The sequence below is a fragment of the Pelodictyon luteolum DSM 273 genome, assembly GCF_000012485.1.
In the GTDB taxonomy this organism is placed as follows: domain Bacteria; phylum Bacteroidota; class Chlorobiia; order Chlorobiales; family Chlorobiaceae; genus Chlorobium; species Chlorobium luteolum.
The window spans coordinates 630277-654256 of sequence record NC_007512.1; the positions used below are offsets into that span (position 1 = coordinate 630277).

The window sequence follows — 23980 nt, forward strand, 5'->3', positions numbered from 1 at the left end:
TTTCTGTACAATATACCGGTTGAGTCCCATTAATGAAGCGTATATTGTCGAAGAGAATAGAACGGCCCAGTGCAACAGGGGAGATTTGAACACGTATGCTGCAGGTATCCAGAAAATTTGAATATGGACTTCACGCGGTGGCTTATCTGGCCTCCCGGGGAGTCGACCGAGTCGTGACCGTGAAGGAGATGGCCGAGGAGATAGGTTTTTCTCCGGAGTTCCTCGCCAAGGCCATGCAGAGCCTCACGCGGGCTGGTATAGCCAGTTCCGTACAGGGCGTGAAGGGTGGCTATCAGCTTGCCCGCAAGGCCGAGAGCATCACGGTCGCCGATATCGGCACGGCCATAGAGGGTGCCCCGCATCTGGTCCGTTGCGTCGTGAAGGCCGACAACTGCGAGATATACTCATCCTGTCCCCACCGCGGATACATGACGAGCCTTCAGAACCGGATCCAGGGCCTCCTTGCATCCACGACCGTTCAGGCCCTCCTCGATACGGAGACGTAAACAACGAAACAAGAAGCACCGCTCATGACCAATCATAGGCTCAAGGGTTCGGCGCCGGCTGAACCGAGTCTGCCGGATATAGTCCTCAAAGGCATCACCACCCACAACCTCCAGAACATCTCCGTCCGTATTCCTCGAAACCGGTTCGTGGTGCTCACCGGCGTCAGCGGCTCGGGCAAATCGAGCCTTGCTTTCGATACCCTTTATGCCGAGGGGCATCGTCGCTATGTCGAGTCGCTCTCGGCCTATGTGCGCCAGTTTCTCGAGCGCATGCCGCGCCCCGAAATCGAGGTGGTTGAGGGGATCGCTCCGGCCATTGCCATAGAACAGCGCTCCATACCGCGCAACCCCCGCTCGACGGTCGGTACCGTTTCGGAGATATACGACTACCTTCGCCTGCTTTATGCCCGCATCGGCAAGATCTATTCCCGCGACACCAATGAACTGGTGCTGAAGCATACCCCGGACGATGTGGTCATGCAGGCCGGCTTTTTTCTGGAAGGAACGAAGTTCTATGCGGGATTCCTTTTTCCTTCCCATGAGGACGGCAGTCATCATCTCTGCACAGTCGATGAGGAAATTTCAAACCTGCTGAAGAAGGGATTTTTCCGGGTGGTGTCCGGCGACACCGTACTCGACCTTAACAGCCCGGACGACTGCAGGAAGGTCGCCATGATGAGCGAAGCCGCCCGCAGAGCACTGCTTGTGCTTGTCGACCGGTTTGTGACCCGTCATGACAAGAAGTTCCAGAGCCGCGTTGCCGAGGCGGCTGAGTCCTGCTTCAGCGAGTCGGGCGGCCATGCGGTGCTGCAGGTGGTCGGAGGGAAGACCTACCGGTTCAGCGACCGGCTGGAGCTCAATGGCATTGAGTACCAGGAGCCCTCCCCGCAGCTGTTCGCCTTCAACTCCCCGATCGGTGCCTGCACCACCTGCCAGGGATTCGGGCGCATCGCCGGCATTGATGAACATGCCGTCGTTCCCGACCGTTCGCTGACGCTTGCAGAAGGTGCAATCGTCTGCTGGAACTCGGAAAAGTACCGATGGAACCTCGAGGAACTGCTTCTTGCGGCTCCGAAAGCCGGCATCCCGGTCGATGTTCCCTATGAAAAGCTGTCGCATGCAGAAAAGGAGCGGATCTGGAAGGGTGTGCCGGGCACCGGGTACCGCGGCATATGGCCGTTTTTTGCTGAAATCGAGAAAGATGCCGGCTATAAGATGCATTTCAGGGTGTTCCTCAGCCGTTACCGCGGCTATGCGATCTGCCCCGACTGCGAAGGCTCCCGTCTCAACCCCGATGCCCGCCTTGTCCGTGTATCCGGCCGGAATATCACTGATGTGGCCCGTATGAACATCGCCGATGCCCATGCGTTCTTTAAAAACCTTGAGATCTCTCCGTTCGACCGCAAGGTGGCAGAATCGGTGATCGAGGAGATCGAGAAGCGGCTCGGCTACCTGCTTGACGTGGGCCTCGACTACCTGACGCTCGACCGCCTTACCCACACCCTCAGCGGCGGCGAATTCCAGCGCATCAACCTTTCAACTTCGCTCGGTTCTCCTCTGGTCGGCGCCATCTACATTCTCGACGAGCCGAGCATCGGTCTGCACCAGAGCGATTCGGCCCGCCTCATCACACTGCTCCAGAAACTTCGCGATCTCGGCAACACGGTCGTCGTTGTCGAGCACGATCGCGAAATCATCGAGGCGGCCGACGAGGTGATCGATCTCGGTCCCCAGGCCGGCAGGCTCGGCGGAGAGGTGGTGTTCCACGGTTCAGTCGAGGAGATGAAGCGTTCCGGCACTTCAATGACGGCCGAGTACCTGCAGGACCGCCGTTCCATTCCGTTGCCGGAAGTGCGCAGGACTCCGGACTTTACGGCCTGCATCGAAATCAACGGGGCCATGCAGAACAACCTTAAGAACATCGACGTGCGTTTCCCGCTTGGTGTCATGACCTGCGTCACCGGCGTGAGCGGTTCTGGCAAGTCGACGCTCGTCAACGACATCCTCAACCGGGGCCTCATGCGCGAGAAGGAGGGTGTGAAGGACGAGGTGGGCACCCACCGCGCGATTACCGGCGGGTGGCAGATAGACCGTGTCGAGCATGTGGACCAGTCGCCCATCGGCAAGTCAAGCAGGAGTAACCCGGTGACCTATCTGAAGATCTTCGACGATATCCGCTCCGTATTCGCCCAGACTCCCGACGCGAGAGCACGGGGGTGGAAGGCGGGGTATTTTTCGTTCAATATTCCCGGCGGCCGCTGCGAGGCCTGTTCGGGAGAGGGGAGCGTGAAGATCGAAATGCAGTTTCTCGCCGACATCGAAGCGGTCTGCGAGGAGTGCGGCGGACTGCGCTACAAGGCCGATACGCTGGAGGTGAAGTACCGCGGCCGTTCGATTGCAGAGGTGCTCGATATGACCGTGGAAGAGGCGCTCGTGTTTTTCGCCCGGGAAAAAAGCATATCCCGGAAGCTCGGTGTGCTTGACGAGGTCGGACTCGGCTATATCCGCCTCGGCCAGTCCTCAAGCACCCTTTCCGGCGGCGAAGCCCAGCGCCTGAAGCTCGCGAGCTTCATTGCGCGGGCCGATGTCGAGCACACCCTCTTCCTTTTCGACGAGCCGACAACAGGCCTGCATTTTGAGGATATCCGCAAACTTCTGGGGTGTTTTTCGAAGCTGCTTGAGCAACACAACACCCTCATCGTCATCGAACACAACCCCGACATCATTTCCCAGGCGGACTGGGTGATCGACCTCGGTCCGGGTGCGGGAGACCGGGGGGGCCAGGTGATCGGCGAAGGTACGCCGGAAGATCTTGCCGGGATGGAGCAGTCGCTCACCGGCCGTCACCTGCAGCCGCTCTTCAGGAGGCTCGGAAAGACGAAGAAGGTGACCTAGACAGGCTCAGTCGAGGATCGGATCGTCTTCAAGCGCACCCCCGTGCAGTCTGATGTGCGGGAAGTGCGATTCCGAAGTGCGTTCCACCCACACCTCGTCACCCCGCCTGAATCCGCTCTCATTCACTTCAACCGACAGGCGGTTTTTTGCCAAAGCCTGTATCTCACGGAGTATGGCGGCATGCTCCCGGTCAATCGAGGTCGCTGTATCGTCTTTTATCTTCGAGAGGATGCTGTCCAGCTTTTCCATGGCGACCTTGCCGACGAGGCTTTGCAGCCGGCTCTCAATTTCTTCCTGCATATTCATGTCGATCTTTGTTGAAAACAGTTTGTATGGAGCGTGAATTTTTTTATACTGCAGTGTTCTGTTAGCACTCGGCGTTGTTGAGTGCTAACGCTGAACACAATAATTGCCTTACAATAGTATCGCACTATTAATCCAAAACCCAAACAAGAGAAGACAATGAACTTGAAACCGTTAGCTGATCGAGTTATTGTTAAGCCCGCACCCGCAGAAGAGAAGACCAAGGGCGGCCTGTACATTCCCGACACCGGGAAAGAAAAACCGATGTACGGCGAAGTCGTCGCCGTCGGAGCCGGCAAGATGTCCGACAGCGGACAGCTGCTCGCCATGCCGGTCAAAGCCGGCGACAAGGTGCTCTATGGCAAATATTCCGGCACCGAGGTCTCGGTCGAAGGTGAGGACTACCTGATCATGCGCGAGTCCGACATTTTCGCCATTCTCGCCTGAGAGCCATAAATAATTCTTACTAACCCTTACAGGAGGAACGCTTTACAATGACTGCTAAAGATATTCTCTTTGATGCCGACGCACGTGCCAAACTGAAAGTGGGCGTCGACAAGCTGGCCAACACCGTGAAAGTCACGCTCGGACCTGCCGGCCGCAATGTTCTTATCGACAAAAAATTCGGTGCACCGACCTCCACCAAGGACGGCGTTACCGTTGCCAAGGAAATTGAACTCGATGATGCCATCGAGAACATGGGTGCTCAGATGGTTCGCGAAGTGGCTTCCAAGACCAGCGATGTTGCCGGTGACGGTACCACCACCGCAACTGTCCTTGCACAGGCCATCTACCGTGAAGGCCTGAAGAACGTCGCCGCAGGCGCACGTCCGATCGACCTCAAGAGAGGCATCGACCGCGCTGTGAAAGAGGTTGTCGCCGAGCTCCGCAACATCAGCCGCAGCATCTCCGGTAAGAAAGAGATCGCACAGGTCGGCACCATTTCGGCCAACAACGATCCTGAAATCGGCGAGCTGATTGCAGAAGCCATGGACAAGGTCGGAAAAGACGGCGTCATCACCGTTGAAGAAGCAAAGGGCATGGAGACAGAGCTGAAGGTTGTCGAGGGCATGCAGTTCGACCGCGGCTACCTCTCTCCCTATTTCGTGACCAATTCCGAGACCATGGAGGCTGAGCTCGAAGACGCGCTGATCCTGATCCATGACAAGAAGATCGGCAACATGAAAGAGCTGCTTCCGATCCTCGAGAAGTCCGCTCAGTCCGGCAGGCCGCTGCTCATCATTGCTGAGGACATCGAAGGCGAAGCACTCGCGACACTCGTCGTCAACCGCCTCCGCGGCACCCTGAAAGTCTGCGCCGTGAAGGCTCCGGGCTTCGGCGACCGCCGCAAGGCAATGCTTGAGGACATCGCCATCCTCACCGGCGGTACCGTCATCTCCGAAGAGAAGGGCTACAAGCTCGAGAACGCCACCGTCAACTATCTCGGCCAGGCTGCCCGCATTACCGTCGACAAGGACAATACCACCATTGTCGAAGGCAAAGGCACTCAGGACGAGATCAAGGCACGCATCAACGAGATCAAGGGCCAGATCGACAAGTCGACTTCCGACTACGACACCGAGAAGCTGCAGGAGCGCCTTGCAAAACTCTCCGGCGGCGTTGCCGTCCTCAACATCGGTGCTTCCACCGAGGTCGAGATGAAGGAGAAGAAGGCCCGTGTTGAAGATGCGCTGCACGCAACCCGTGCCGCAGTGCAGGAAGGTATTGTCGTCGGCGGCGGTGTGGCTCTGATCCGTGCGATCAAGGGCCTTTCCAACGCAATCGCAGACAACGAGGACCAGAAGACCGGTATCGATATCATCCGCCGCGCACTTGAAGAACCCCTCCGCCAGATTGTTGCCAACACCGGCACCACCGATGGCGCGGTTGTCCTTGAGCGTGTGAAGCAGGGTGAAGGCGATTTCGGCTTCAACGCCCGCACTGAGCAGTACGAGGATCTTGTGGCGGCCGGCGTGGTCGATCCGACCAAGGTTACCCGCAGCGCGCTCGAGAATGCGGCATCTGTTGCCAGCATCCTTCTGACCACCGAAGCCTGCATCACCGACATCAAGGAAGACAAGTCCGACATGCCTGCAATGCCTCCGGGCGGCATGGGTGGAATGGGTGGCATGTACTGATCCCGTTTCTCTCATTCTCTCTTACAGAGGCCGTCTCAGCTGCAACGCTGAGACGGCCTCTTTTTTTTTGTACCTTCAAAGACAGGTTTCTTTCAACACCATAAGCATCACCATTACGATGAAAGCCGTTCTCCTTCTCAGCGGCGGGATGGACAGTCTCGTCACCACGGCAATTGCGCACCGCGAGGGGTACGAACTTGCCGCCATGCATGTCAACTACGGCCAGCGTACCTGGCAGAAGGAGCTGCAGTCGTTCCGCAGCATCGCAGATCATTATTCCATTACGGAGCGTCTGGAAGTCAATGCAGATTTCCTCGGCCGTATCGGTGGCTCTTCGCTGACCGATCACTCCATGCCGGTTGCCGGCGCCGATCTCCGGGGGTCGGGCATTCCTACCAGCTACGTTCCGTTCCGCAATGCCTGTTTCCTCTCCATGGCCGTCAGCTGGTCGGAGGTGATAGGGGCGGAGCGGCTCTTTATCGGGGCGGTGGAGGAGGACTCGTCGGGATACCCCGACTGCCGCCGTGTTTTCTACGATGCCTTCAACCGGGTGATCGAGCTCGGCACCAGGCCCGAAACCGGCATCACCATCCTTACCCCGCTCATCGCCATGCAGAAGGCGCAGATCGTCCGGAACGGCATGGAGCTCGGTGCGCCTTTCGAGCACAGCTGGTCATGCTACAGGAGTGAAGGCAGGGCATGCGGGGTCTGCGACAGCTGCGCCCGCAGGCTCAGGGCGTTCGAGCTTCAGGGGATCCGCGACCCGATTGATTATGAGGTCCGACCGCAGTATATTGACTGACCCTTACAGTAAAACATTTTCTGAAAATGACCCGATCCACATCCCCCAGAGGCATGTCCAGCTTACCCCTGGCGCTCGGCCTTGTCGTTTTGATCTGGCTGTCCGGCCTTGCCGGGCACTTCACACCGCTCCAGGAGTGGCCGGCGCTGGCACTGTATGTCATCGGCTCGATCGGCCTTGCCATTTTCCTCGGGCGGAATGGTGGCTGGGAGTCGATCTGGCTTTCAGGCGGCCAGCTCCGCCGTTCGCTTTTCTGGGGAGGGCTTGCCGGACTTGTCCTTTTCGTGATGGACATCACCAACACCGTTCTCTACTACAAAAACGGCGGAGCTCCGATGGTGGAGATGCAGGTGCTGCTCGTGCACCGCTCACTGCTGTATCTGTTTCCGGTACTGATCCTCGCCGAGGAGTTCCTCTGGCGCGGCGTGCTCTTTTCCGCCATGATCGGCCGGGGGATGAACCCCCATCTCACCGTTGCCCTCACCACCCTCCTTTACGCCCTGAACCATTTCGCGGTGGCCCCTGTCGGGATGCTTGAACGTGCCATGATGGCCATGATGGCATTTCCTATCGGCATTCTTGGAGGATACCTGGTGCTGAAGACCCGGAACGTATGGGGGAGCGTGCTTGTACACATGATCACCATGATTTCGATGGTGCTCGACATCTTCGTGATACCGCAAATGCTATTCTGAGGGAGACCCGATTGACACAGAAGAAAGAGAACAGGATAACGGCACGGCTCCGTGAGGACCGCAAGCTCCTGCTTGCCTACTACATGCCCGAGTTTCCCGTAGCGGGCTCCACGCTGCCGGTGCTTGAGGCACTCCAGGATGGTGGCGCCGACATCATCGAGCTCGGCATACCCTTTTCCGATCCGGTCGGCGATGGTCCGGTGATCCAGAATGCGGCGCACATCGCAATCCGGAACGGCGTGAGTGTCCGCAGCCTGCTTGAGCTGGTCCGCAAAGCCAGGGCGGGGGAAGGATGCAGGAAAATCACAGTTCCGATTCTCCTCATGGGCTACAGCAATCCGCTTATCGCATACGGAGGAGACTGTTTCCTCCACGATGCTGTCAAAGCAGGGGTGGACGGGCTGCTCATTCCGGACCTTCCTCCCGAGGAGTCGGCTGACTTCCTTCAGAGGGCCAAATCTCTCGGCCTTACGGTGGTTTACCTGATCTCCCCTGTGACTCCTCCGGAACGGATCGAATGGATCGACAGCCTCTCGACAGACTTTTCCTACTGCCTGGCCGTCAACGCCACGACCGGGACCGCAAAGCTTGCCGACGCATCAACCGAAGCTTCGGTTGACCGGTACCTTGAGCGGGTCCGCCTGCATGCCCGGAAGAAGTTCGTGGTCGGGTTCGGCATCAGGGACCGGGCGAGGGTTGAGCATATGTGGCGCCTGGCCGACGGGGCGGTGGTCGGCACCGCCCTCCTCGAGCATATCGCCGGAGCCCCGAACCCCGGGGAGGCGGCCCGTAGGGCTGGAGAATTCTGGCGGGGGCTGCGGTGACTGGTCCTGAAGAGAGACCTCCGGTCATTGCCGGCCGGCCATCGGTCGACATCATCATCCCCCATTACCTCCAGCGCGACATGCTGGAGCGATGCCTCGGCTCGCTTGCCCTTACCGACTATCCGGGGATGGGCATCATCGTCATTGACAACGGCGGTTTTCTGGCAGGCCTTGACGCTCTCGTTGCTGCCTATCCTGCAGCCCGCCTTTACCGTCTGGGGGAGAACAGAGGGTATGCGGGCGGATGCAATGAAGGTCTGAAGCACTCCAGGGCAGAGTTCGTGGTGTTCATGAATGACGACACCGTCGTCAGGGATCCGCTCTGGCTGAACCATCTGGTAGACGAGGCGCTCTGCCACCCCGGGGCAGCGGCTTTCCAGCCGAAACTGCTTTCCATGAAACGCGTTGTCGGACCCCGGCGCATGTTCGACTACGCCGGTGCGGCCGGCGGCATGATCGACCGGCTCGGATATCCTTACTGCCTCGGCCGGACCATCACCGGTTCCGAGACCGACCGGGGGCAGTATGACGCACCCCGCTCCATTTTCTGGGCATCCGGCGCGGCGATGTTCGCCCGTCGGGAGGCAATAGAGGGTGTTGGCGGCTTCGACGAAGATTTTTTCATGCACATGGAAGAGATCGATCTGGCCTGGCGTCTTCTGCTTGCCGGCTGGTCGGTCCGCTCCGCTCCCGCAGCAGAGGTTTTTCATGAAGGGGGCGCTTCACTGGGGGAGGGATCACCGGAAAAAATCTATTTCAACCATCGCAACAACATGCTGATGCTCCTGAAGAACCGGAGTACGGGGGGGCTGTTCAGGATCCTTCCTCTCCGTTATCTCCTTGAGTTCGCTGCTGTCCTCTACTACCTCCCTCATGCTCCCGAAGGCCGTCGCAAGGCCGCTGCGGTTTTCCGTGCGATGCGGGATGCTTTCCTCCAGCTTCCCCTCACCCTCCGGAAGCGTCGTCATGTGCAGTCTTCGAGGAAAGTCGGTGAGCGGGTGGTGTTCAGCGGGATGCCCTTTTTCCAGCTGCTGAGACGATAGGCGGCCTCTGCTCTTCAGCTTTTTTTGTCCGCCAGGTGCCCCTGGCTTATCATGTCCCCGACTGCATCGAGAATGCTTTTCTCGGGAGGCATGAAGGTCATCTTCAGATCCCGTCTGATTTTTTCATTGCTGATATGTATCGCCCTTCCGATGTGGGTGCGGATGAAGGTGCCGGTATCTTTCGGCTGGGTATAGGAAAGCATCTTCATGAGGGCGGTGCCGGCTTTCGAAGATAGATCGATCTTCGGCAGGCGGTAGCCGCTGTATCCGTTCTGGCGGAGGAGATCCACCACTTCGTGCATCGTCAGCTCTCCGGACGAACAGAGGTAACGGCCCCGGGCCTCCGGGGTGTTCATTGCCAGGATGTGGGCCGCTGCCGTATCTCGCACGTCGACGAACCCCCAGTTCATGTCCATGATTCCGGGATAAACGCCCGTGAGGATGTCGCGGAGAATGCCGTTCGTCGTGTTGACGCCGGGACCCAGCGATGGACCGGTGACGAGCGTCGGGTTCAAAACGACGAGGCTGAACCCGGGCTTTTCACGCTCCATGAACTCCCAGGCGGCCCGTTCGGCCATCGTTTTGGCATAGTGGTATGGGTTGCGCCCGAGTGAGGAACGACTGTTCCAGTCCGCTTCGGTGAAGGTGTGCCTGCTGTCGGGCTCATCGGTCACGGCGGCGATTGAAGAGGTGAGCACCACCCGCCGAATGGTTCCTGCCCGCTGGCAGGCTGAGAGCACATTGCGGGTGCCCTCGAGTGCTGGTGCCAGAAGGTCGTGCTCCGGGTCGTTGACATTGATGACGTAGGGACTTGCCGTATGAAGAAGTGTATCGCAGCCGCTGAGGGCCCGTTCGAACGAGCCTGCTTCCAGAAGATCGGCGCTGAAGAGTTCCAGGCGCTCCGCTGCTCCCTTGAGTGCCGTGAGCCAGGGGTATGCTGAAGCAGTGCGGCGCACGGTCCCCCGTACCCCGTACCCCTCTTTGAGGAGCTGCTCGATGATGTGGGATGCGATATAGCCGGAGGCTCCGGTAACAGAGATGGTGCGGGGCGTAGTCATGGAAGCAGGTTCTATTGTTGTTCTTTCCAGAGGGATTCCGCTCTTTTTTTATGTGCCTTGAGTATCTCTGGCAGGTCTTGACGCTGGACGAATCCCACAAGGAAAGAGGGTGCGAAAAAGTCCGGGCGGATTTCAGCGCTGTAGGATAGGAGGGTGCGGATGCCATCCTCCACCGGCTCCAGCTTCCAGCTTCCCCTGTATATGCTGAAATCCCCGTCGACCTGCTCAAAGGCTATGGCATTGAAGGGATCCTCCCTCACCTTGAGCCGGAAGCGGACGGTGATTTCAAAAAAGAATATACCGGTTTTCCCTGTCTGCTCAAGGACCACTGATCCTTGTTGCCTTGATACCAGTCTGCTTTGGACAACTTTCGGCAGGGTATTATGGAGGTTGTCGTATTCCGTCAAAGCATGCCAGAGCAAAGCGGGCGGAGCGTTGACGAGGATGGCTCCGCTGACGCCCAGAATGTCGTTCTCAAGGAACCTGAGTTGCACGGTGGCCTCGCCTGCGCGAAGTATACCCGGGAGAGGGTGTGTCGGTACGAAGGAGTCAATCGACTGTGGCTTATTCTGCATGGCATCGGTGTCAAACTTGTAAAACAATCTTTGTTAACTCTAAGCTTTGACGGAAGTTATTTGTTCCCTCTTCAACCTCGTGAGTGTGGTGGATTGTTTTTTTGCCGATTAGCTGATAACTTCAGCTCACAATCCATTCTTCAGCCGAGACCAACGATCCCGACAACAATTCACCTATGCTGCTTTTCCTTTTTGCAGTCGTCCTTGGTCTTGCCATTCTGGTATGGAGCGCCGAGCGTTTTGTCGAAGGCTCCGCAGCCCTTGCCGACCATTTCGGGCTGCCGCCGCTGCTCATCGGCATGGTCGTCGTCGGGTTCGGGACCTCTGCACCTGAAATGGCCGTGTCGGCTCTGGCCTCCATCGAGGGCAACCCGGACCTGGCCATCGGCAACGCATACGGATCGAATATCACCAATATCGCGCTCATCCTCGGTCTTACGGCCCTCATCAGCCCGATCAATGTGGAATCGAAGATTCTTCGGAAGGAACTCCCCGTCCTCGGAGCCATTACCGCACTTGCGGCATTCCAGCTTCGTGACGGGTATCTCTCCGGGGTGGATGCGCTGGTGCTGCTCGGCGTGTTTGCCCTCATGCTGACCTTTACGGTGGTTGCAGGGCTCTATAAAAAAAGCGATGCTCTTGCCGACGAGATTGATCTTGAGCTGGATATCCATGCCATGCCGCTTTCCCGGTCGCTGTTTTTTCTCGGCATCGGTCTGGTGCTGCTGGTGCTCAGTTCCCGGATGCTGGTGTGGGGAGCTGTCGGGATTGCCGCCGAGCTTGGTGTGAGCAATCTCATCATCGGTCTCACGGTCGTTGCCGTCGGCACATCCCTGCCTGAACTGGCAACCTCGGTTGTTGCAACCCGGAAAGGGGCGCACGACATTGCTCTCGGCAATGTGCTCGGCTCCAACATCTTCAACACCCTCATGGTCGTCGGCCTGGCCGGAGTCATCCATCCCTTTGCCATTCAGCCGGAGGTCTTCCTGCGTGACATCCCCGTCATGGCCATCCTCACGGTTTCACTGTTCATTTTCGGGTTCGGCTTCAGCCGGCAGGGCCGTATCAACAGGGTTGAGGGTGCGGTTCTTCTGGGATGCTACATCGCCTATACGGTCTATCTCGTCGTGAGCTCCTTCCAGCACGGTTGAAGATCTGCCCGCACCCTCATCCGGCAAGCGGTTCGGCGTGTATCACCACCTTTCCCGCCTCCGGGATTGCATGGTAGATGGCTCCTTCAAGGCGGCTCGTGGCAGTGTGGACTGCTTCAAGCGGTTTGTCACCCGGGAATGAGCAGTGCAGGGTGATGAAGAGCTTGCCTGCCTCCGTTTTCAGAAGCGTGATGTCGTGCACGTCCTCGATGGCCTCGATGTGGTCCGCGGCTGCACTGATGAGGGTACGGAGCGAGGCGGCCTCTGTTTCGGGAACCGGAGCTGTGGGCCGTTCTGTGCTCCGGAGCGGATCGATGTGGATGCAGATCTCAAGGTTCCCGTCAAGTTCCCGGTGCAGGTCATGCTCAAGTGCGCTGACGGCATCATGCGCTTCGCGGATGGTGAGCGTCTGCTCGATTTCCACATCGAAGGTCACATGACTCACCCCGTCGTTGAATCCTGTGGCGATGTTATGGGCGTGGAGTCCGTGGTTCAGGCCGGTCACGTGTACCCGTTCGGCAATCGATTCTCCGGTCAGGGCAACCGGCCGGGTATTGATGGTCATGTCGGCAACCGGGAACTCCCGGTGAATCCGCTCCTCTATGTCCGTGCAGATCCTTCGTGCATTTTCAGCCGAAAGAGTCCGGCTGAGGGTGACGGACATTTCGATGAAGACCTGAGGTCCGGTGGGCTTTACCCTGATTTTGTCGATATCGATGACTCCCTCGATTTTCCGGGTGATTTCCTCCACCCTGTCGGCAATCCCTTCGGGGGCGGCATCAGTGAGTACGTCGATGGTTTTTTTGCCGAGCGTGAATGCCGCCTTTGCGACAAGCAGCGCTACGGCAATGCCGGCCGCAGCGTCAGCCCACCCGATGCCGAGCCGGACAAAGCCCAGGCCGGCCAGCACCACGGCGGAGCTGAGGATGTCGGAGGTGAAGTGGAGGGCATCGGCTTCGAGCGCCTGGCTACCCGTCTCTTTGGCAACCTTGTTCAGGGCCCCTGCCCGTGAGATGTCGACCACAATGGAGAGGACGATGACGGCGATGGCGTACCATGTGACATCGATCTCCGTTGTTCCTGAAATCAACCGTTCCGTTGCCGCATAGATGATCCAGAGGGAGGTGACGAAGAGGAGGCCGGCTTCGATGAGTGCGGTGACGCTTTCAACCTTTGCGTGGCCGTAATGGTGTTTTCTGTCTGCCGGTTTGCCGCTCATCCTGACTGCATACCAGGTGAGGGCCGCTGCGCCGAAGTCGAGCATCGAGTGTGCCGCTTCGGAGATGATGCCGATGCTGCCGGTCATGATGCCGACCACAGCCTTCATGAGGGTGAGGAGGGCGCTGGCCGCAACGGAGGAGAGTGCGACCCGCTGTTTTTTTCCGGTGGTGTCCATAAGGAGCAAAATAGCACCATTTTGCTCATATTCAGCAGACCGGGAATGCTCCTTCGGCGATTTTGCGGGTAAAATCCTCGACCCGTGCCAGTTCGTCCTCCATGATGCCGGTGATGGCGCCCCTGACCTCTTCAATGCTGGTTTTCCCCTGGAGAACCACCCGTGCCGATGCCGCAAGGGGAGAGGAGAGCGGCCTGCCGATCTGGCTGCAGAGGAACACCGAGACCTCCAGAACGGCTTCTGTCTCGCGGTGGATGCGCCGGGCGATTTCAAAGGCAAGGATGTTGTAGATCTTCCCGGTATGGTTCACCGGGTTCTTGCCCGCTGCAGCTTCGAGGCTCAGAGGCCGGCCGAAGGCTATAAGGCCGTTGACCCGGTTGCCCCGCCCGACCTCTCCTCCGTCAGCTCCCTCGGCGGAGGTGCCGAGTACCGTCAGGTACATGCCGCCGGTCCCGCGCGAGGGGTCGTCGAGCGTATTGAAATCCACCTGTATCCCCTCGAACGGATGGTCCTGCTCTATGGCGAACTGCCTGAGTACCTCCAGTATGGCCGATTTCCTCATGAAATAGTCTTCGACGCCGGATATATGCCGGTCGACGAACGCCATCGCCACCGTCAGGGTGAGCTGCCCTGCGTTCCGGAACCCCATCACTTTCACATCCTCACCCGATTCCGGGAAGCGCTTCTTGAAACCGGAGGAGTTGATGAAGCGCTCCATCTGGAGGACCATCAGTTCGGTGGCGCTGAGCGGGGCATACCCTGCACCTGCAGAGGTGTCGTTCGCTCCACGGAGCTGCCGTGAGAAAAGGTCGGTGAGCTCATCCGAGCCGGGCTTGATTTCGTTCTGGAAGGTAATGTGGCGAAGCGGATCGACGAAACGGAGGTTGTGCTGCAGCCAGCTTTGCGCTGCGGCTTCAACAATCTCCCCGACGGGAATCTTGACCCCCCGGTGGAGGGACGTGGCCCTGTCCCCGAATATCATCTTCATCGGCTCAAGCACCCGGCCGCCCCCCGGTTTCACCGCTGTGCGCCCCGCGATGAGCAGCCCCTTGTCAAGGTTGTGGTGGAGGATCCTTCCGAACTGTTCGCGGTATGCTTTCGACAGAGCCAGCGATGCCGCTTCCATCACCGAGTCGCAGATGGTGTCGGGGTGTCCAATGCCTTTTCGTTCAACCAGCTCGACCATACGTCCTTCCGCCGTGGTGCTGCGGTCCTGTTCGACAATGATCCCCGCTCCCTTTTCCATCGTGCGCGCTCCTCGGGTGGATAGTTGACAAAGGGGGATATTGAAAGGTATGAAACCCCTTGAGCCCTCTGCAAGGATGGGGTGTCGATTTTCGCTCCGAATGCTGGTTGCTGGGCGTCTTTTTATATTTTGGGATAGTGTCGGTCCTGAATCCACAAGACAAATCAGTACGGATGAAAATCGGAATATCATGCCACCATACCTACGGGGGCAGCGGGGCGGTTGCTACGGAGCTTGGCAAGGCACTTGCCTCCAAAGGCCACACGGTGCACTTTTTCAGTCAGGGCGCTCCGTTCAGAATGGGCTCCTTTTCACCCAACATCTTCTACCACGAGGTGGAGGCCATGCACTATCCGCTGTTTGACTGCCCGTTCCACTCGCTGGCGCTGGCTTCGAAGATCGCGGAAGTTGCCTGGTATGAGGAACTCGACGTGGTGCACGCCCACTATGCCATTCCCCATGCCATGAGCGCCATGCTTGCTCGCCAGATGCTTGAGGACCGATGCCCGGACGCGTCCTGTTTCCGGCTCGCCACCACGCTTCACGGGACCGACATCACGGTTGTCGGTGCCGACAGCAGCATGCAGGCCGCCGTCCGGCTCGTGATCAACAAGTCCGACGGGGTGACGGCGGTTTCGGAGTACCTGAAAGATGAAACGGTGAGGATGTTCCTCCCCAAGAAGGATATCGCAGTAATCCCGAATTTCGTCGACACGTCTCTTTTCACCCGGAGCGTGAATCCGGATCTCCGTAAGGAGCTCGGGCTGGGCTCCGGCAAGACCGTGATCCATATTTCCAATTTCAGGCCGGTGAAGTGCATCGGGGACATCGTCAAGGTCTTTCACGGCCTCGTCGACAGTATTGATGCGACGCTGCTGCTTGTCGGCGACGGGCCGGAGAGGAGCGAGGCGGAAACGCAGGTGCGGAGGCTCGGCATCACTTCAAGGGTGCGTTTCCTCGGCAAGATCAATGAGATCGTGCCGCTTCTTTCGGTTTCCGACCTCATGCTGATGCCGAGCAATGCGGAATCGTTCGGCCTTGCCGCCCTTGAGGCCATGGCCTGCGGGGTGCCGGTCATCGGTACCGATGTCGGCGGGTTCCCGGAGTTCATCGAAGACGGTCGCCACGGGTTCCTCTGCAGGCCGGGCGACGTGGCATCAATGACCGGGCGCGCCAGGCAGCTCCTTTCGGACGGCGGCATGTGGCATGCGTTTTCGGATGCATGCGTCCTTCAGGCCAGGCGTTACGAGACGGCGCTTCTGGTGGACCGGTACGAGGCGTTTTACAGGGAGCTCATGCAGGAGGGGAAAAGAAAAAGCCCCTGAGGAGCAGGGGCTTTTAGAGTAGTAGGTTCCGGGCTCAATAGCGCTTGGTCGAAATGAGGACGCTGCGGTACTTGTCGAGGTTTTCGAGGACCTCGCCGGTGCCTCTGGCAACAGCGGTCAGCGGGTCTTCGCTGATGTGGACCGCGAGCTTGGTCTCCTCATTGATCTTCTTGTCGAGACCCTTGATGAGTGCTCCGCCTCCGGCAAGGAACAGGCCGCGGTCAAGGATGTCGGCTGACAGCTCCGGTTTGGTGACTTCAAGGCTCTTTTTGATAGATGTGATGATCTGGCTGATCGGGGTGGCAATGGCCTCCCTGATGGTGGGAGAGTTGACCTCGCGCTCTTCGGGAAGTGCCGTGACGAGGTTGCGGCCTCTGACGGTCATGGTCATTTCCTTGTCGAGTTTGTAGGCGGAGGCGATCTTGATTTTCACATCCTCAGCCGTACGCTCGCCGATGGCGAGGTTGTAAGCCTTGCGGAAGTGGCGGATGATGGTGCTGGTGATGTCGGTGCCGGCAACGCGCAGCGATTCACCCGAGGCGATGCCTCCGAGCGAAATGACCGCGATTTCCGTGGTGCCGCCCCCGATGTCGACGATCATGTTGCCCATCGGCTCCTTCACGTCAAGTCCGATGCCGATGGCAGCCGCCATCGGTTCAGCGATGAGGTAGACCTCTTTTGCACCCACATGTTCTGCCGAGTCACGCACGGCGCGTTTTTCCACCTCAGTGATGCCTGAGGGGATGCCGATCACCATGCGGCGGATACCGAAGGAAAACTTGCTCTTGGTTTTGTTGATCAGTCCCTTGATGAGTTCTTCTGTGGCCTCGTAGTCTGCGATGACGCCGCTTGCGAGCGGACGGATGGTGACGATGCCCGGATGGGTCTTTTCGTGCATGAGAAGGGCGTCGTGGCCGATGGCTACGACTTTGCCGGTATTGCGGTCACGGGCAACGATGGAGGGCTCATTGAGGACGACACCCTGATCGCGGATGAAAATAAGGGTGTTGGCTGTTCCGAGGTCGATGGCAATGTCGCGGAACAGACTGTTGAATAAGCTCATGGCGGGCATGGATCTGGATGTTGTGCATGGGTGTCTTGGAAAAGAGCTCGTTTCCGCTGTGTTCCAAGGTGTTTGACCTCTAAAGTACTTAATAGAAATTTTTTTTCAAATGAATTCAGCGGTGCCGTCCTTACTATTTTATTTATGCTCCATCGGCTTTCCGCCTGCACTGAAAACCGCCATAGGCGCGTGGAACTGATTTTCAAGGGTGGCCGCTATTATGTACATTGTCACCAGTGCATTACAGGACTTCAACCTCAACGATTGTGGCAGTGCTCAAGCTTTACCGATTTCTCGATGACCGCGATGCCCTCTTCCGCCAGATAGGGCGCAGTGTTGACTTCGATCCCGAGGTCCAGCGGGCCGTTACCGACATACTCGAGGCCGTCCGCCTCCGCGGCGACATGGCCGTGCTGGAATACACCGAGCGCTTCCAGGGCGCAGTCCTCACCTCCATGCAGGTGCCGGAAGAGGATATCCTTCGCGCAAGAGAGGAGGCCGATCCCGCATTCATCAGGGTGCTTGAGGAGGCATGGGAGAATATCCTCCGTTTCCACCGCCATGAGGTGGAAAACAGCTTTTTCTATGAGGGTGAAGGCGGTGTCGTGCTCGGCCAGCGTGTTACCCCCATGGACAGGGCTATGCTTTACGTGCCCGGCGGCAAGGCATCCTATCCCTCTTCCGTCCTGATGAATGCGGCCCCCGCGCGCGTCGCCGGAGTTGGCGAGATCTTCATGACCACGCCCTGCGATGCTTCGGGGGCGGTCAGTCCGCACATTCTCGCCGCGGCTTCTGTCGCCGGCGTGACCTCCGTATACCGTCTTGGCGGCGCACAGGCCGTTGCCGCCTTCGCTTATGGCACCCAGACCATCCCCAAAGTCGACATCATCACCGGTCCCGGCAACAAGTATGTGGCCCTTGCCAAGAAGCAGGTATTCGGTCATGTCGCCATCGACAGCATTGCAGGCCCCTCGGAAGTGGTTGTCGTGGCGGACGATGATGCCGATGCGGAGTTCATCACGATGGACCTCTTCGCCCAGGCCGAGCACGATCCCGATGCATCGTCCGTCCTCATCACCCCTTCCATGCGGCTTGCCGAGGAGGTCCGTGACCTTGCGGCCGCCCGTGTCGGCTCCATGCTCCGCGGGGAGGTGATCGCAGAGGCGCTCAGCAACAACGGCGCCATCGTCGTGGTGGCGGACATTGAGGAGGCCTGCCGGGTCTCCGACATGATCGCTCCCGAGCATCTGGAGCTGCACGTGCTGCACCCGTGGGAGCTTTTAGCCTCGATCCGCCACGCCGGTGCCGTCTTCATGGGCGGGTACTCCTGCGAGACGGTCGGTGACTATTACGCCGGCCCGAACCATACCCTGCCGACCAACGGCACGGCGCGCTTCTTCTCGCCGCTTTCCGTGCGCGATTTCGTGAAGCACACCTCCATCATCTCCTACACCCGCAGGCAGATCATGGCGTGCGGGGAGAGGATCGCCTCCTTTGCCGACCATGAGGGGCTAGAGGCCCATGCTGAAGCCGTCCGGGCAAGGTTGAAGAAAGGATGAGGGTCGCGGATTTCGATTACCCGCTTCCGGAGGAGCGGATCGCGAAATACCCTCCCCTGCAGCGGGGTTCCACGCGACTCCTCGTCATCTGCCGCGAAGGCGGTACGGTAAGCCACGCCCGTTACCGGGAACTTGACACGTTTCTGCGGAAGGGAGACCTTCTGGTGCTCAACAACACCCGGGTGGTGAAGGCTCGCCTCATGGCTGAAAAGAGTACCGGAGCGGCGATTGAGCTGATGCTGCTCGAAAAGCACGGTCAGGAGCAGAGCCTCGTGCTCTTCCGCGGCCGGGTGAAACAGGGTGACCGGCTGCGTTCCCACGGCCATGAGTTCCTGGTTGAGGAGATCGTCGACCATGGGGTGGCGCGCCTCTCCCTCCCGGAAGGAAGAAGTATCCAGCCGGTGTTCGAGGCACATGCCGAAGTGCCGATTCCGCCCTACCTCCGCCGTCCTGCAGAGCCGGTTGACCGTGAGCGGTACCAGACAGTGTTTGCCGAGCATGCGGGATCGGTCGCCGCACCCACCGCATCGCTCAACATGACGCCCGAACTGCTGCTGCGCCTTCGTGATGGCGGCGTGGAGACCTCCTCCATCACGCTGCATGTCGGCCTCGGTACGTTTCTGCCCATCCGGGTGGACTCGATGGAGGAGCATGTGATGCACCGGGAGTTCTACTCCATCCCTGCTGCCACCATCGAAAAGATCCGTGCGACCAAGGCATCGGGCGGGCGCATCATCGCTCTCGGCACCACCGTCACCCGCGCCCTCGAGCATGCCGCTTTGTCACTATCGGGCCATTCCGGCCCCGGGCCTCTTGAGGGCGAGGCCGACATCTTCATCTACCCCGGATGCTCTTTCCGGCTCATCGATGCCCTCCTCACCAACTTCCACGCGCCCCGCTCGACCGTCCTCATGCTCACCGCCGCCTTCGCCGGTCCAGACCTTCTGCGCCGAGCCTACCGGGAAGCTCTCGACAAAGAGTACCGGTTCCTGAGCTACGGCGACAGCACCCTCATTCTCTGACACCCTCAAGGTGTACGGCTGCAGGCCTTGTGTTTTCTGCCGTGCGGCACCATCCCGCGGGGCGGCATGACCGGCTTAATTATTAATGGCGGCAGCCGTGGCGAAGCTTAGTAAGTTCGGTATCGGCGGCGTATGGATTGCGTGTCGGAGTTGGTTTTCTCTTGGGGGGATGGTATTTTTATCTTTTTGGCTTTTTGCGTGCCCCTGGAGGGTGCTTCCCTTTTTATCCATACACCAGCAATCTGTTTTCAACCCTAACACCCGGAGATAGACCGTATGAGCCTTGTAAATAAGTATCGTGCACATACCCAGGAGCGCGCACAGCTCGGAATCCCCCCGCTCCCGCTCTCTGCAGCGGAGACACGTGAACTGGTCGAACTCCTGAAGGCCTCCGCACCGCAGGAGAAAGAGTACCTTCTCGAGCTGTTCACCGAACATGTCAGCCCAGGTGTCGATGATGCCGCCCTTGAGAAAGCCGCATTCCTTGATGCCATCGTCAAAGGCGAGGTATCATGCAGCGTCATCTCTGCATTGGCAGCTGTCGGCATCCTCGGCACGATGCTCGGCGGATACAATGTCAAGCCGATGATCGACGCTCTTTCCAGCAGTGACTCCGCAGTGGCTGCCGAGGCTGCGGCGATGCTGAAGAAAACGCTCCTTGTCTATGATTCATTCGACGTGGTCGTCGGGCTTGCAAAGACCAACCGGTATGCGGCCGAGGTTCTCGAGTCATGGGCTAACGGCGAGTGGTTCACCTCACGGCCCGAGCTTCCTGAAAAAGTGACCCTGACGGTTTTCAAAGTGCCCGGCGAGACCAATACGGACGATCTCTCTCCGGCCAGCGAAGCCTTTACCCGCAGCGACATTCCGCTGCACGCCTTGAGCATGCTTGGAAGCAAGATGGATGATCCCATCGGCACCATCGCAAAGCTGAAAGAAAAAGGCCATCCGCTCGCCTATGTCGGTGACGTGGTCGGTACCGGTTCAAGCCGCAAGTCCGGCATCAACTCCGTGCAGTGGCACCTTGGCCAGGACATCCCTGCCGTTCCGAACAAGCGGACGGGCGGTGTTGTTATCGGCAGCATCATCGCTCCCATTTTCTTCAATACCGCAGAGGACTCCGGCGCACTGCCGATCCAGGCCGACGTCACCTCGATGGAGACCGGTGAAGTGATCGTCGTTTACCCTGCAAAAGGAATCATCGAGAAGAGCGGTCTGGAGATCGCCCGTTTCAGCCTCTCTCCAAACACCATCGCCGACGAAGTCCGTGCCGGCGGCCGTATTGCGCTCATCATCGGCCGTACCCTCACCGCCAAGGCACGAAAGGCCCTCGGACTGGGTGAAATCGACATCTTCAGTACCCCCGAGCAGCCTGCCGACAGCGGCAAGGGCTACACGCTCGCCCAGAAAATGATCGGAAAGGCCTGTGGCCTTCCCGGCGTAAGGCCAGGCATGTACGTGGAACCGGAGACCCTTACCGTCGGATCACAGGACACCACCGGAGCCATGACCCGGGACGAAGTCAAGGAGCTTGCCGCCCTCAGCTTCAGCGCAGATCTCTTCATGCAGAGCTTCTGCCACACTGCCGCCTACCCGAAACCTTCCGACGTGAAGCTGCACCGCAGCCTGCCATATTTCGTCATGAGCCGCGGCGGCGTTGCGCTGCGTCCCGGTGACGGCGTCATCCACACCTGGCTCAACCGCATGGTGCTCCCCGATACGCTGGGTACCGGCGGCGACTCTCACACCCGTTTCCCGATCGGCGTTTCCTTCCCTGCCGGATCCGGCCTCGTTGCCTTTGCCGGTGTGACAGGCACCATGCCGCTTAACGTCCCTGAATCCGTCCTCGTCCGCTTTACCGGAGAGCTGCAGGATGGCATTACCCTGCGTGACCTGGTCAACGCCATTCCCTATGTCGCCATCAAGAAGGGGCTGTTGACTGTGGAGAAGAAGGGCAAGAAGAACGTGTTCGCCGGCCGCGTGCTGGAGATCGAGGGTCTTCCGAAGCTGAAGGTCGAGCAGGCCTTCGAGCTGTCCGACGCATCCGCCGAACGCAGTGCGGCCGCCTGCACGGTCCGCCTCGACAAGGAGCCGGTGATCGAGTACCTGAGCTCGAACGTCAAGCTGCTTGAGCAGATGATCGAGAATGGTTACGGAGACCCTGACACCCTTCGCCGCCGTATCGGCAAGATGCAGGAGTGGCTGAAAAACCCGACCCTTCTCGAGCCGGACGCCGATGCTGAATACGCTGAAGTGATCGAGGTCAACATGAGCGAGATCACCGAGCCGATCCTGGCCTGCCCGAACGATCCTGATGATGTTGCGACGCTGAGCGAAGTGCTGCTCGACGAGAGCCGCCCGAAGCAGATCAACGAAGTGTTCGTTGGGAGCTGCATGACCAACATCGGTCACTTCCGTGCGCTTGGCGAAGTGCTGAGAGGCCGTGGCCCGGCATCGGCCAGGCTGTGGGTTGTGCCTCCGACCAAAATGGACATGAACCAGCTCATCGCCGAGGGGTACTACTCCGTATTCGGCGCAGCAGGCGCCCGCACCGAAATCCCGGGATGCTCGCTCTGCATGGGCAACCAGGCACGTGTTGCCGACAACGCCGTGGTGTTCTCCACAAGCACCCGTAACTTCGACAACCGTATGGGCGCAGGTGCGCAGGTCTACCTCGGTTCGGCCGAGCTGGCTGCCGTTGCAGCTCTTCTCGGCCATCTTCCCGACAAGGACGAATACCTTGAAGTCGTCGGCCGGAACCTCAGCGGAGAGAAGCGGAACGACATCTATCGCTACCTGAATTTCCATACGGTAAAGGCAGAAGAAATGTCGATGCTTATGGATTAAAAAAAAGTAAAAAAAAGTTGTGGCGGGATATGGAATATTTTGCATATTCCGCCATACAGTGGGTTTCAAATCTCGCTGTTTTTTTTTAATATGCTGAAGCTGAAGAAGCTGTCATTCTCTAAAACAACACAAACAACAATCGAACAATGAAAAAGCTTTTCATTTTCCTGTTCCTCCTGAGCTCAGTCTCTTTCGTCGGCTGCGCTAAGACCGAAGCACCTGCACCTGAAGCACCTGCAACCGAAGAAGCAGCTCCTGCCGTTGAGGAAGCAGCTCCTGCCGTTGAGGAAGCAGCTCCTGCAGCTGAAGAAGCAGCTCCTGCAGCCGAAGAGGCAAAGTAAGCTTCCGTTCAACGGATCCTTATTATTGAAAGAGACGGGCCAAAAGCCCGTCTCTTTTTTTTATGTATATGGCTACAGAAAAAAACCGCCCACGCTATCCTTGCCGGGAGCGTTTTTTTTGTTCCCCCTGATGTTGCTCTGCAATCCTTTTCATTCATTTCTGGTGGTTGCAGTGGTTTCTTTTTCCTGGAACCACGATGCACCGGCACAACGTACTGAATGTTCAGGCCCCGCGGGCCATCTGCCCTCCATTCCTGCCCCCTTGGCGTCCATCTCCCCCTGATTTCCACATGATCCGCAGACGGCAGTTTCTCCCGATTGCAGGACATTGGCCAAATACACCTCTGCCGATCCGATGCCGATCGCACCGCCAGACCTGCTTGACGAAATGCCCGTCCCTTACCAAGCAGTTCCCTTGGCCGAGATTTCGAGGGCCACTGCGGGTATACTGTTTCTGCTCCGCACTCTCTTCCGATGGCTCTGATTCCGTCATTGAGGAAAATACCATCATCGCCGCCGCATTCCATGCGACCTCGGCATCTGGACGGACAGTATCGTCGACGATCGCTTTCACTCTATCCGGTTGGCCCGGATCTACCTCGAATCACCAGAGAGGGAGAGAACTGGATCAAAGCAGTCGAAGCGATGACTTGGCGGCACCACAGGCTCACGCCGTATCATGCAGCACAAGGCCCGCTTGTCGAACCGTTCCGACGGGCAGAGCGCGTGGAGCTCTCCCTCGGCACGATCAGGTTCGCCCTCGACTGGAATCTGGTCCGGGATATCCGGCGCCGCTATCCCAATGCCCGGGTTCCACCGATGCCTCCTCCGACGCATCGTGACGCATCCGCGTGAGATCCGTTGCCGATGATGAAATGGTAGGGGAGAAGGGTTTCCGGTGGCGTCGTGATTGCGCTTACTGCATTCGAGTTCCCTTATGGCGATAGACTGCTGATCAAAGAGTGGTTCCCGGTTCGGGAAATCGTTCCGTACAGGCTCATGCGAAGGTCTCGGATGACTGAGCGGCCTGCAGTGCAGTTCCGCTCGGATTTCATCGGGACGTTCGTCTGACTATGAAAAAGGAGAAGGCGGGAGCCCGGTCATGATGGTGCCCCGACCGCTGCGCGGTGGGGGCAGATGTTCAGCGGGTCTGAAGAAAAGGGTCCGCTTCACTGTCTTGGAAAAATCGAC

General features: G+C 58.7%; 21 protein-coding genes. 15 read left to right on the top strand and 6 right to left on the bottom strand.

The genetic code is table 11. The annotated features are described in order from the left end of the window. Positions 1 to 95: 95 nt before the first annotated feature. Together PLUT_RS02795 and uvrA are read left to right on the top strand one after the other, a co-directional pair. On the top strand, positions 96 to 506 hold the full coding sequence (locus PLUT_RS02795; RefSeq protein ID WP_011357297.1) for an RrF2 family transcriptional regulator: 411 nt from the start codon (positions 96 to 98) through the stop codon (positions 504 to 506). A gap of 24 nt (positions 507 to 530) precedes the next feature. Further along, positions 531 to 3401, top strand: coding sequence for an excinuclease ABC subunit UvrA (gene uvrA, locus PLUT_RS02800; RefSeq protein WP_011357298.1), 2871 nt, complete (start codon positions 531 to 533; stop codon positions 3399 to 3401). A gap of 6 nt (positions 3402 to 3407) precedes the next feature. Here the strand turns inward: uvrA and PLUT_RS02805 are convergent, their stop codons facing one another. Then, on the bottom strand, positions 3408 to 3707 hold the full coding sequence (locus tag PLUT_RS02805; RefSeq protein WP_011357299.1) for a hypothetical protein: 300 nt from the start codon (positions 3705 to 3707) through the stop codon (positions 3408 to 3410). 156 nt (positions 3708 to 3863) lie between these two features. On the opposite strand from PLUT_RS02805, the gene groES reads away from it, so the two are divergent. From groES to PLUT_RS02835, 6 genes are all read left to right on the top strand, one after another. Then, complete coding sequence (gene groES, locus PLUT_RS02810) at positions 3864 to 4151, top strand: co-chaperone GroES (RefSeq protein ID WP_011357300.1); 288 nt, start codon at positions 3864 to 3866, stop codon at positions 4149 to 4151. Positions 4152 to 4198: 47 nt separating this feature from the next. Then, positions 4199 to 5842, top strand: coding sequence for a chaperonin GroEL (gene groL / locus PLUT_RS02815; protein WP_011357301.1), 1644 nt, complete (start codon positions 4199 to 4201; stop codon positions 5840 to 5842). A 118-nt stretch (positions 5843 to 5960) separates the two neighbouring features. Beyond that, the gene (queC, locus tag PLUT_RS02820; RefSeq protein ID WP_011357302.1) at positions 5961 to 6644 is read left to right on the top strand and encodes a 7-cyano-7-deazaguanine synthase QueC; all 684 of its coding nucleotides are present in this window, start codon (positions 5961 to 5963) and stop codon (positions 6642 to 6644) included. Positions 6645 to 6697: 53 nt separating this feature from the next. Beyond that, entirely contained in the window at positions 6698 to 7339 is a 642-nt protein-coding gene (locus tag PLUT_RS02825; RefSeq protein ID WP_011357303.1) for a CPBP family intramembrane glutamic endopeptidase, read from the top strand. Positions 7340 to 7350: 11 nt separating this feature from the next. Then, positions 7351 to 8163, top strand: a complete 813-nt coding sequence (gene trpA, locus PLUT_RS02830) for a tryptophan synthase subunit alpha (RefSeq protein ID WP_011357304.1) — start codon at positions 7351 to 7353, stop codon at positions 8161 to 8163. Next, positions 8160 to 9206 (top strand): glycosyltransferase family 2 protein, encoded by a 1047-nt coding sequence (locus PLUT_RS02835; RefSeq protein WP_011357305.1) that lies wholly within the window; start codon positions 8160 to 8162, stop codon positions 9204 to 9206. Before trpA ends, PLUT_RS02835 begins: the two co-directional genes overlap by 4 nt. 14 nt (positions 9207 to 9220) lie before the next feature. Here PLUT_RS02835 and PLUT_RS02840 read toward each other — a convergent pair whose 3' ends face one another. Both PLUT_RS02840 and PLUT_RS02845 read right to left on the bottom strand, forming a co-directional pair. Then, positions 9221 to 10264 (bottom strand): SDR family oxidoreductase, encoded by a 1044-nt coding sequence (locus PLUT_RS02840; RefSeq protein WP_011357306.1) that lies wholly within the window; start codon positions 10262 to 10264, stop codon positions 9221 to 9223. Between the two features lie 11 nt (positions 10265 to 10275). Continuing rightward, positions 10276 to 10839 carry an SRPBCC family protein gene (locus PLUT_RS02845; RefSeq protein ID WP_011357307.1) on the bottom strand — a complete coding sequence of 188 codons (564 nt, stop codon included), beginning with the start codon at positions 10837 to 10839 and terminating at the stop codon, positions 10276 to 10278. Positions 10840 to 11015: 176 nt separating this feature from the next. Between PLUT_RS02845 and PLUT_RS02850 the strand changes: the two genes are divergently transcribed. After that, on the top strand, positions 11016 to 11990 hold the full coding sequence (locus tag PLUT_RS02850; RefSeq protein ID WP_011357308.1) for a calcium/sodium antiporter: 975 nt from the start codon (positions 11016 to 11018) through the stop codon (positions 11988 to 11990). Between the two features lie 16 nt (positions 11991 to 12006). On the opposite strand, the gene PLUT_RS02855 is transcribed toward PLUT_RS02850, so the two are convergent. Together PLUT_RS02855 and PLUT_RS02860 are read right to left on the bottom strand one after the other, a co-directional pair. Further along, positions 12007 to 13386: a cation diffusion facilitator family transporter gene (locus tag PLUT_RS02855; protein WP_011357309.1), complete on the bottom strand. Its 1380-nt coding sequence runs from the start codon at positions 13384 to 13386 to the stop codon at positions 12007 to 12009. A gap of 31 nt (positions 13387 to 13417) precedes the next feature. Further along, entirely contained in the window at positions 13418 to 14632 is a 1215-nt protein-coding gene (locus PLUT_RS02860) for a methionine adenosyltransferase (RefSeq protein WP_011357310.1), read from the bottom strand. A gap of 173 nt (positions 14633 to 14805) precedes the next feature. Between PLUT_RS02860 and bshA the strand changes: the two genes are divergently transcribed. Then, positions 14806 to 15957, top strand: a complete 1152-nt coding sequence (gene bshA / locus PLUT_RS02865; protein ID WP_011357311.1) for an N-acetyl-alpha-D-glucosaminyl L-malate synthase BshA — start codon at positions 14806 to 14808, stop codon at positions 15955 to 15957. 34 nt (positions 15958 to 15991) lie between these two features. On the opposite strand, the gene PLUT_RS02870 is transcribed toward bshA, so the two are convergent. Beyond that, positions 15992 to 17020: a rod shape-determining protein gene (locus PLUT_RS02870; RefSeq protein WP_041464013.1), complete on the bottom strand. Its 1029-nt coding sequence runs from the start codon at positions 17018 to 17020 to the stop codon at positions 15992 to 15994. 272 nt (positions 17021 to 17292) lie between these two features. On the opposite strand from PLUT_RS02870, the gene hisD reads away from it, so the two are divergent. The 5 genes from hisD (at position 17293) to PLUT_RS11660 (ending at position 23644) form a co-directional block, all read left to right on the top strand. After that, positions 17293 to 18579 carry a histidinol dehydrogenase gene (hisD, locus tag PLUT_RS02875; protein WP_041464014.1) on the top strand — a complete coding sequence of 429 codons (1287 nt, stop codon included), beginning with the start codon at positions 17293 to 17295 and terminating at the stop codon, positions 18577 to 18579. Next, positions 18576 to 19601: a tRNA preQ1(34) S-adenosylmethionine ribosyltransferase-isomerase QueA gene (gene queA / locus PLUT_RS02880; RefSeq protein WP_011357314.1), complete on the top strand. Its 1026-nt coding sequence runs from the start codon at positions 18576 to 18578 to the stop codon at positions 19599 to 19601. Before hisD ends, queA begins: the two co-directional genes overlap by 4 nt. Before the next feature lie 276 nt (positions 19602 to 19877). Then, a complete protein-coding gene (gene acnB, locus PLUT_RS02885) occupies positions 19878 to 22448 on the top strand; it encodes a bifunctional aconitate hydratase 2/2-methylisocitrate dehydratase (RefSeq protein ID WP_011357315.1) in 2571 nt (856 codons plus the stop codon). A 146-nt stretch (positions 22449 to 22594) separates the two neighbouring features. Further along, a complete protein-coding gene (locus PLUT_RS02890) occupies positions 22595 to 22789 on the top strand; it encodes a hypothetical protein (protein WP_011357316.1) in 195 nt (64 codons plus the stop codon). Between the two features lie 525 nt (positions 22790 to 23314). Continuing rightward, positions 23315 to 23644 (top strand): hypothetical protein, encoded by a 330-nt coding sequence (locus PLUT_RS11660; RefSeq protein ID WP_157858121.1) that lies wholly within the window; start codon positions 23315 to 23317, stop codon positions 23642 to 23644. Positions 23645 to 23980 lie beyond the last annotated feature (336 nt).

Coding starts and splice junctions, on each gene's coding strand:
- bshA (WP_011357311.1), top strand. CDS start 14,806: ATGAAAATCGGAATATCATGCCACCATACCTACGGGGGCAGCGGGGCG.
- PLUT_RS02890 (WP_011357316.1), top strand. CDS start 22,595: ATGAAAAAGCTTTTCATTTTCCTGTTCCTCCTGAGCTCAGTCTCTTTC.
- groL (WP_011357301.1), top strand. CDS start 4,199: ATGACTGCTAAAGATATTCTCTTTGATGCCGACGCACGTGCCAAACTG.
- groES (WP_011357300.1), top strand. CDS start 3,864: ATGAACTTGAAACCGTTAGCTGATCGAGTTATTGTTAAGCCCGCACCC.
- acnB (WP_011357315.1), top strand. CDS start 19,878: ATGAGCCTTGTAAATAAGTATCGTGCACATACCCAGGAGCGCGCACAG.
- PLUT_RS02845 (WP_011357307.1), bottom strand. CDS start 10,839: ATGCAGAATAAGCCACAGTCGATTGACTCCTTCGTACCGACACACCCT.
- PLUT_RS02795 (WP_011357297.1), top strand. CDS start 96: ATGCTGCAGGTATCCAGAAAATTTGAATATGGACTTCACGCGGTGGCT.
- PLUT_RS02850 (WP_011357308.1), top strand. CDS start 11,016: ATGCTGCTTTTCCTTTTTGCAGTCGTCCTTGGTCTTGCCATTCTGGTA.
- PLUT_RS02840 (WP_011357306.1), bottom strand. CDS start 10,264: ATGACTACGCCCCGCACCATCTCTGTTACCGGAGCCTCCGGCTATATC.
- PLUT_RS02870 (WP_041464013.1), bottom strand. CDS start 17,020: ATGAGCTTATTCAACAGTCTGTTCCGCGACATTGCCATCGACCTCGGA.
- PLUT_RS02855 (WP_011357309.1), bottom strand. CDS start 13,386: ATGGACACCACCGGAAAAAAACAGCGGGTCGCACTCTCCTCCGTTGCG.
- uvrA (WP_011357298.1), top strand. CDS start 531: ATGACCAATCATAGGCTCAAGGGTTCGGCGCCGGCTGAACCGAGTCTG.
- queC (WP_011357302.1), top strand. CDS start 5,961: ATGAAAGCCGTTCTCCTTCTCAGCGGCGGGATGGACAGTCTCGTCACC.
- PLUT_RS11660 (WP_157858121.1), top strand. CDS start 23,315: ATGCGACCTCGGCATCTGGACGGACAGTATCGTCGACGATCGCTTTCA.
- PLUT_RS02805 (WP_011357299.1), bottom strand. CDS start 3,707: ATGAATATGCAGGAAGAAATTGAGAGCCGGCTGCAAAGCCTCGTCGGC.
- queA (WP_011357314.1), top strand. CDS start 18,576: ATGAGGGTCGCGGATTTCGATTACCCGCTTCCGGAGGAGCGGATCGCG.
- PLUT_RS02860 (WP_011357310.1), bottom strand. CDS start 14,632: ATGGAAAAGGGAGCGGGGATCATTGTCGAACAGGACCGCAGCACCACG.
- PLUT_RS02825 (WP_011357303.1), top strand. CDS start 6,698: ATGTCCAGCTTACCCCTGGCGCTCGGCCTTGTCGTTTTGATCTGGCTG.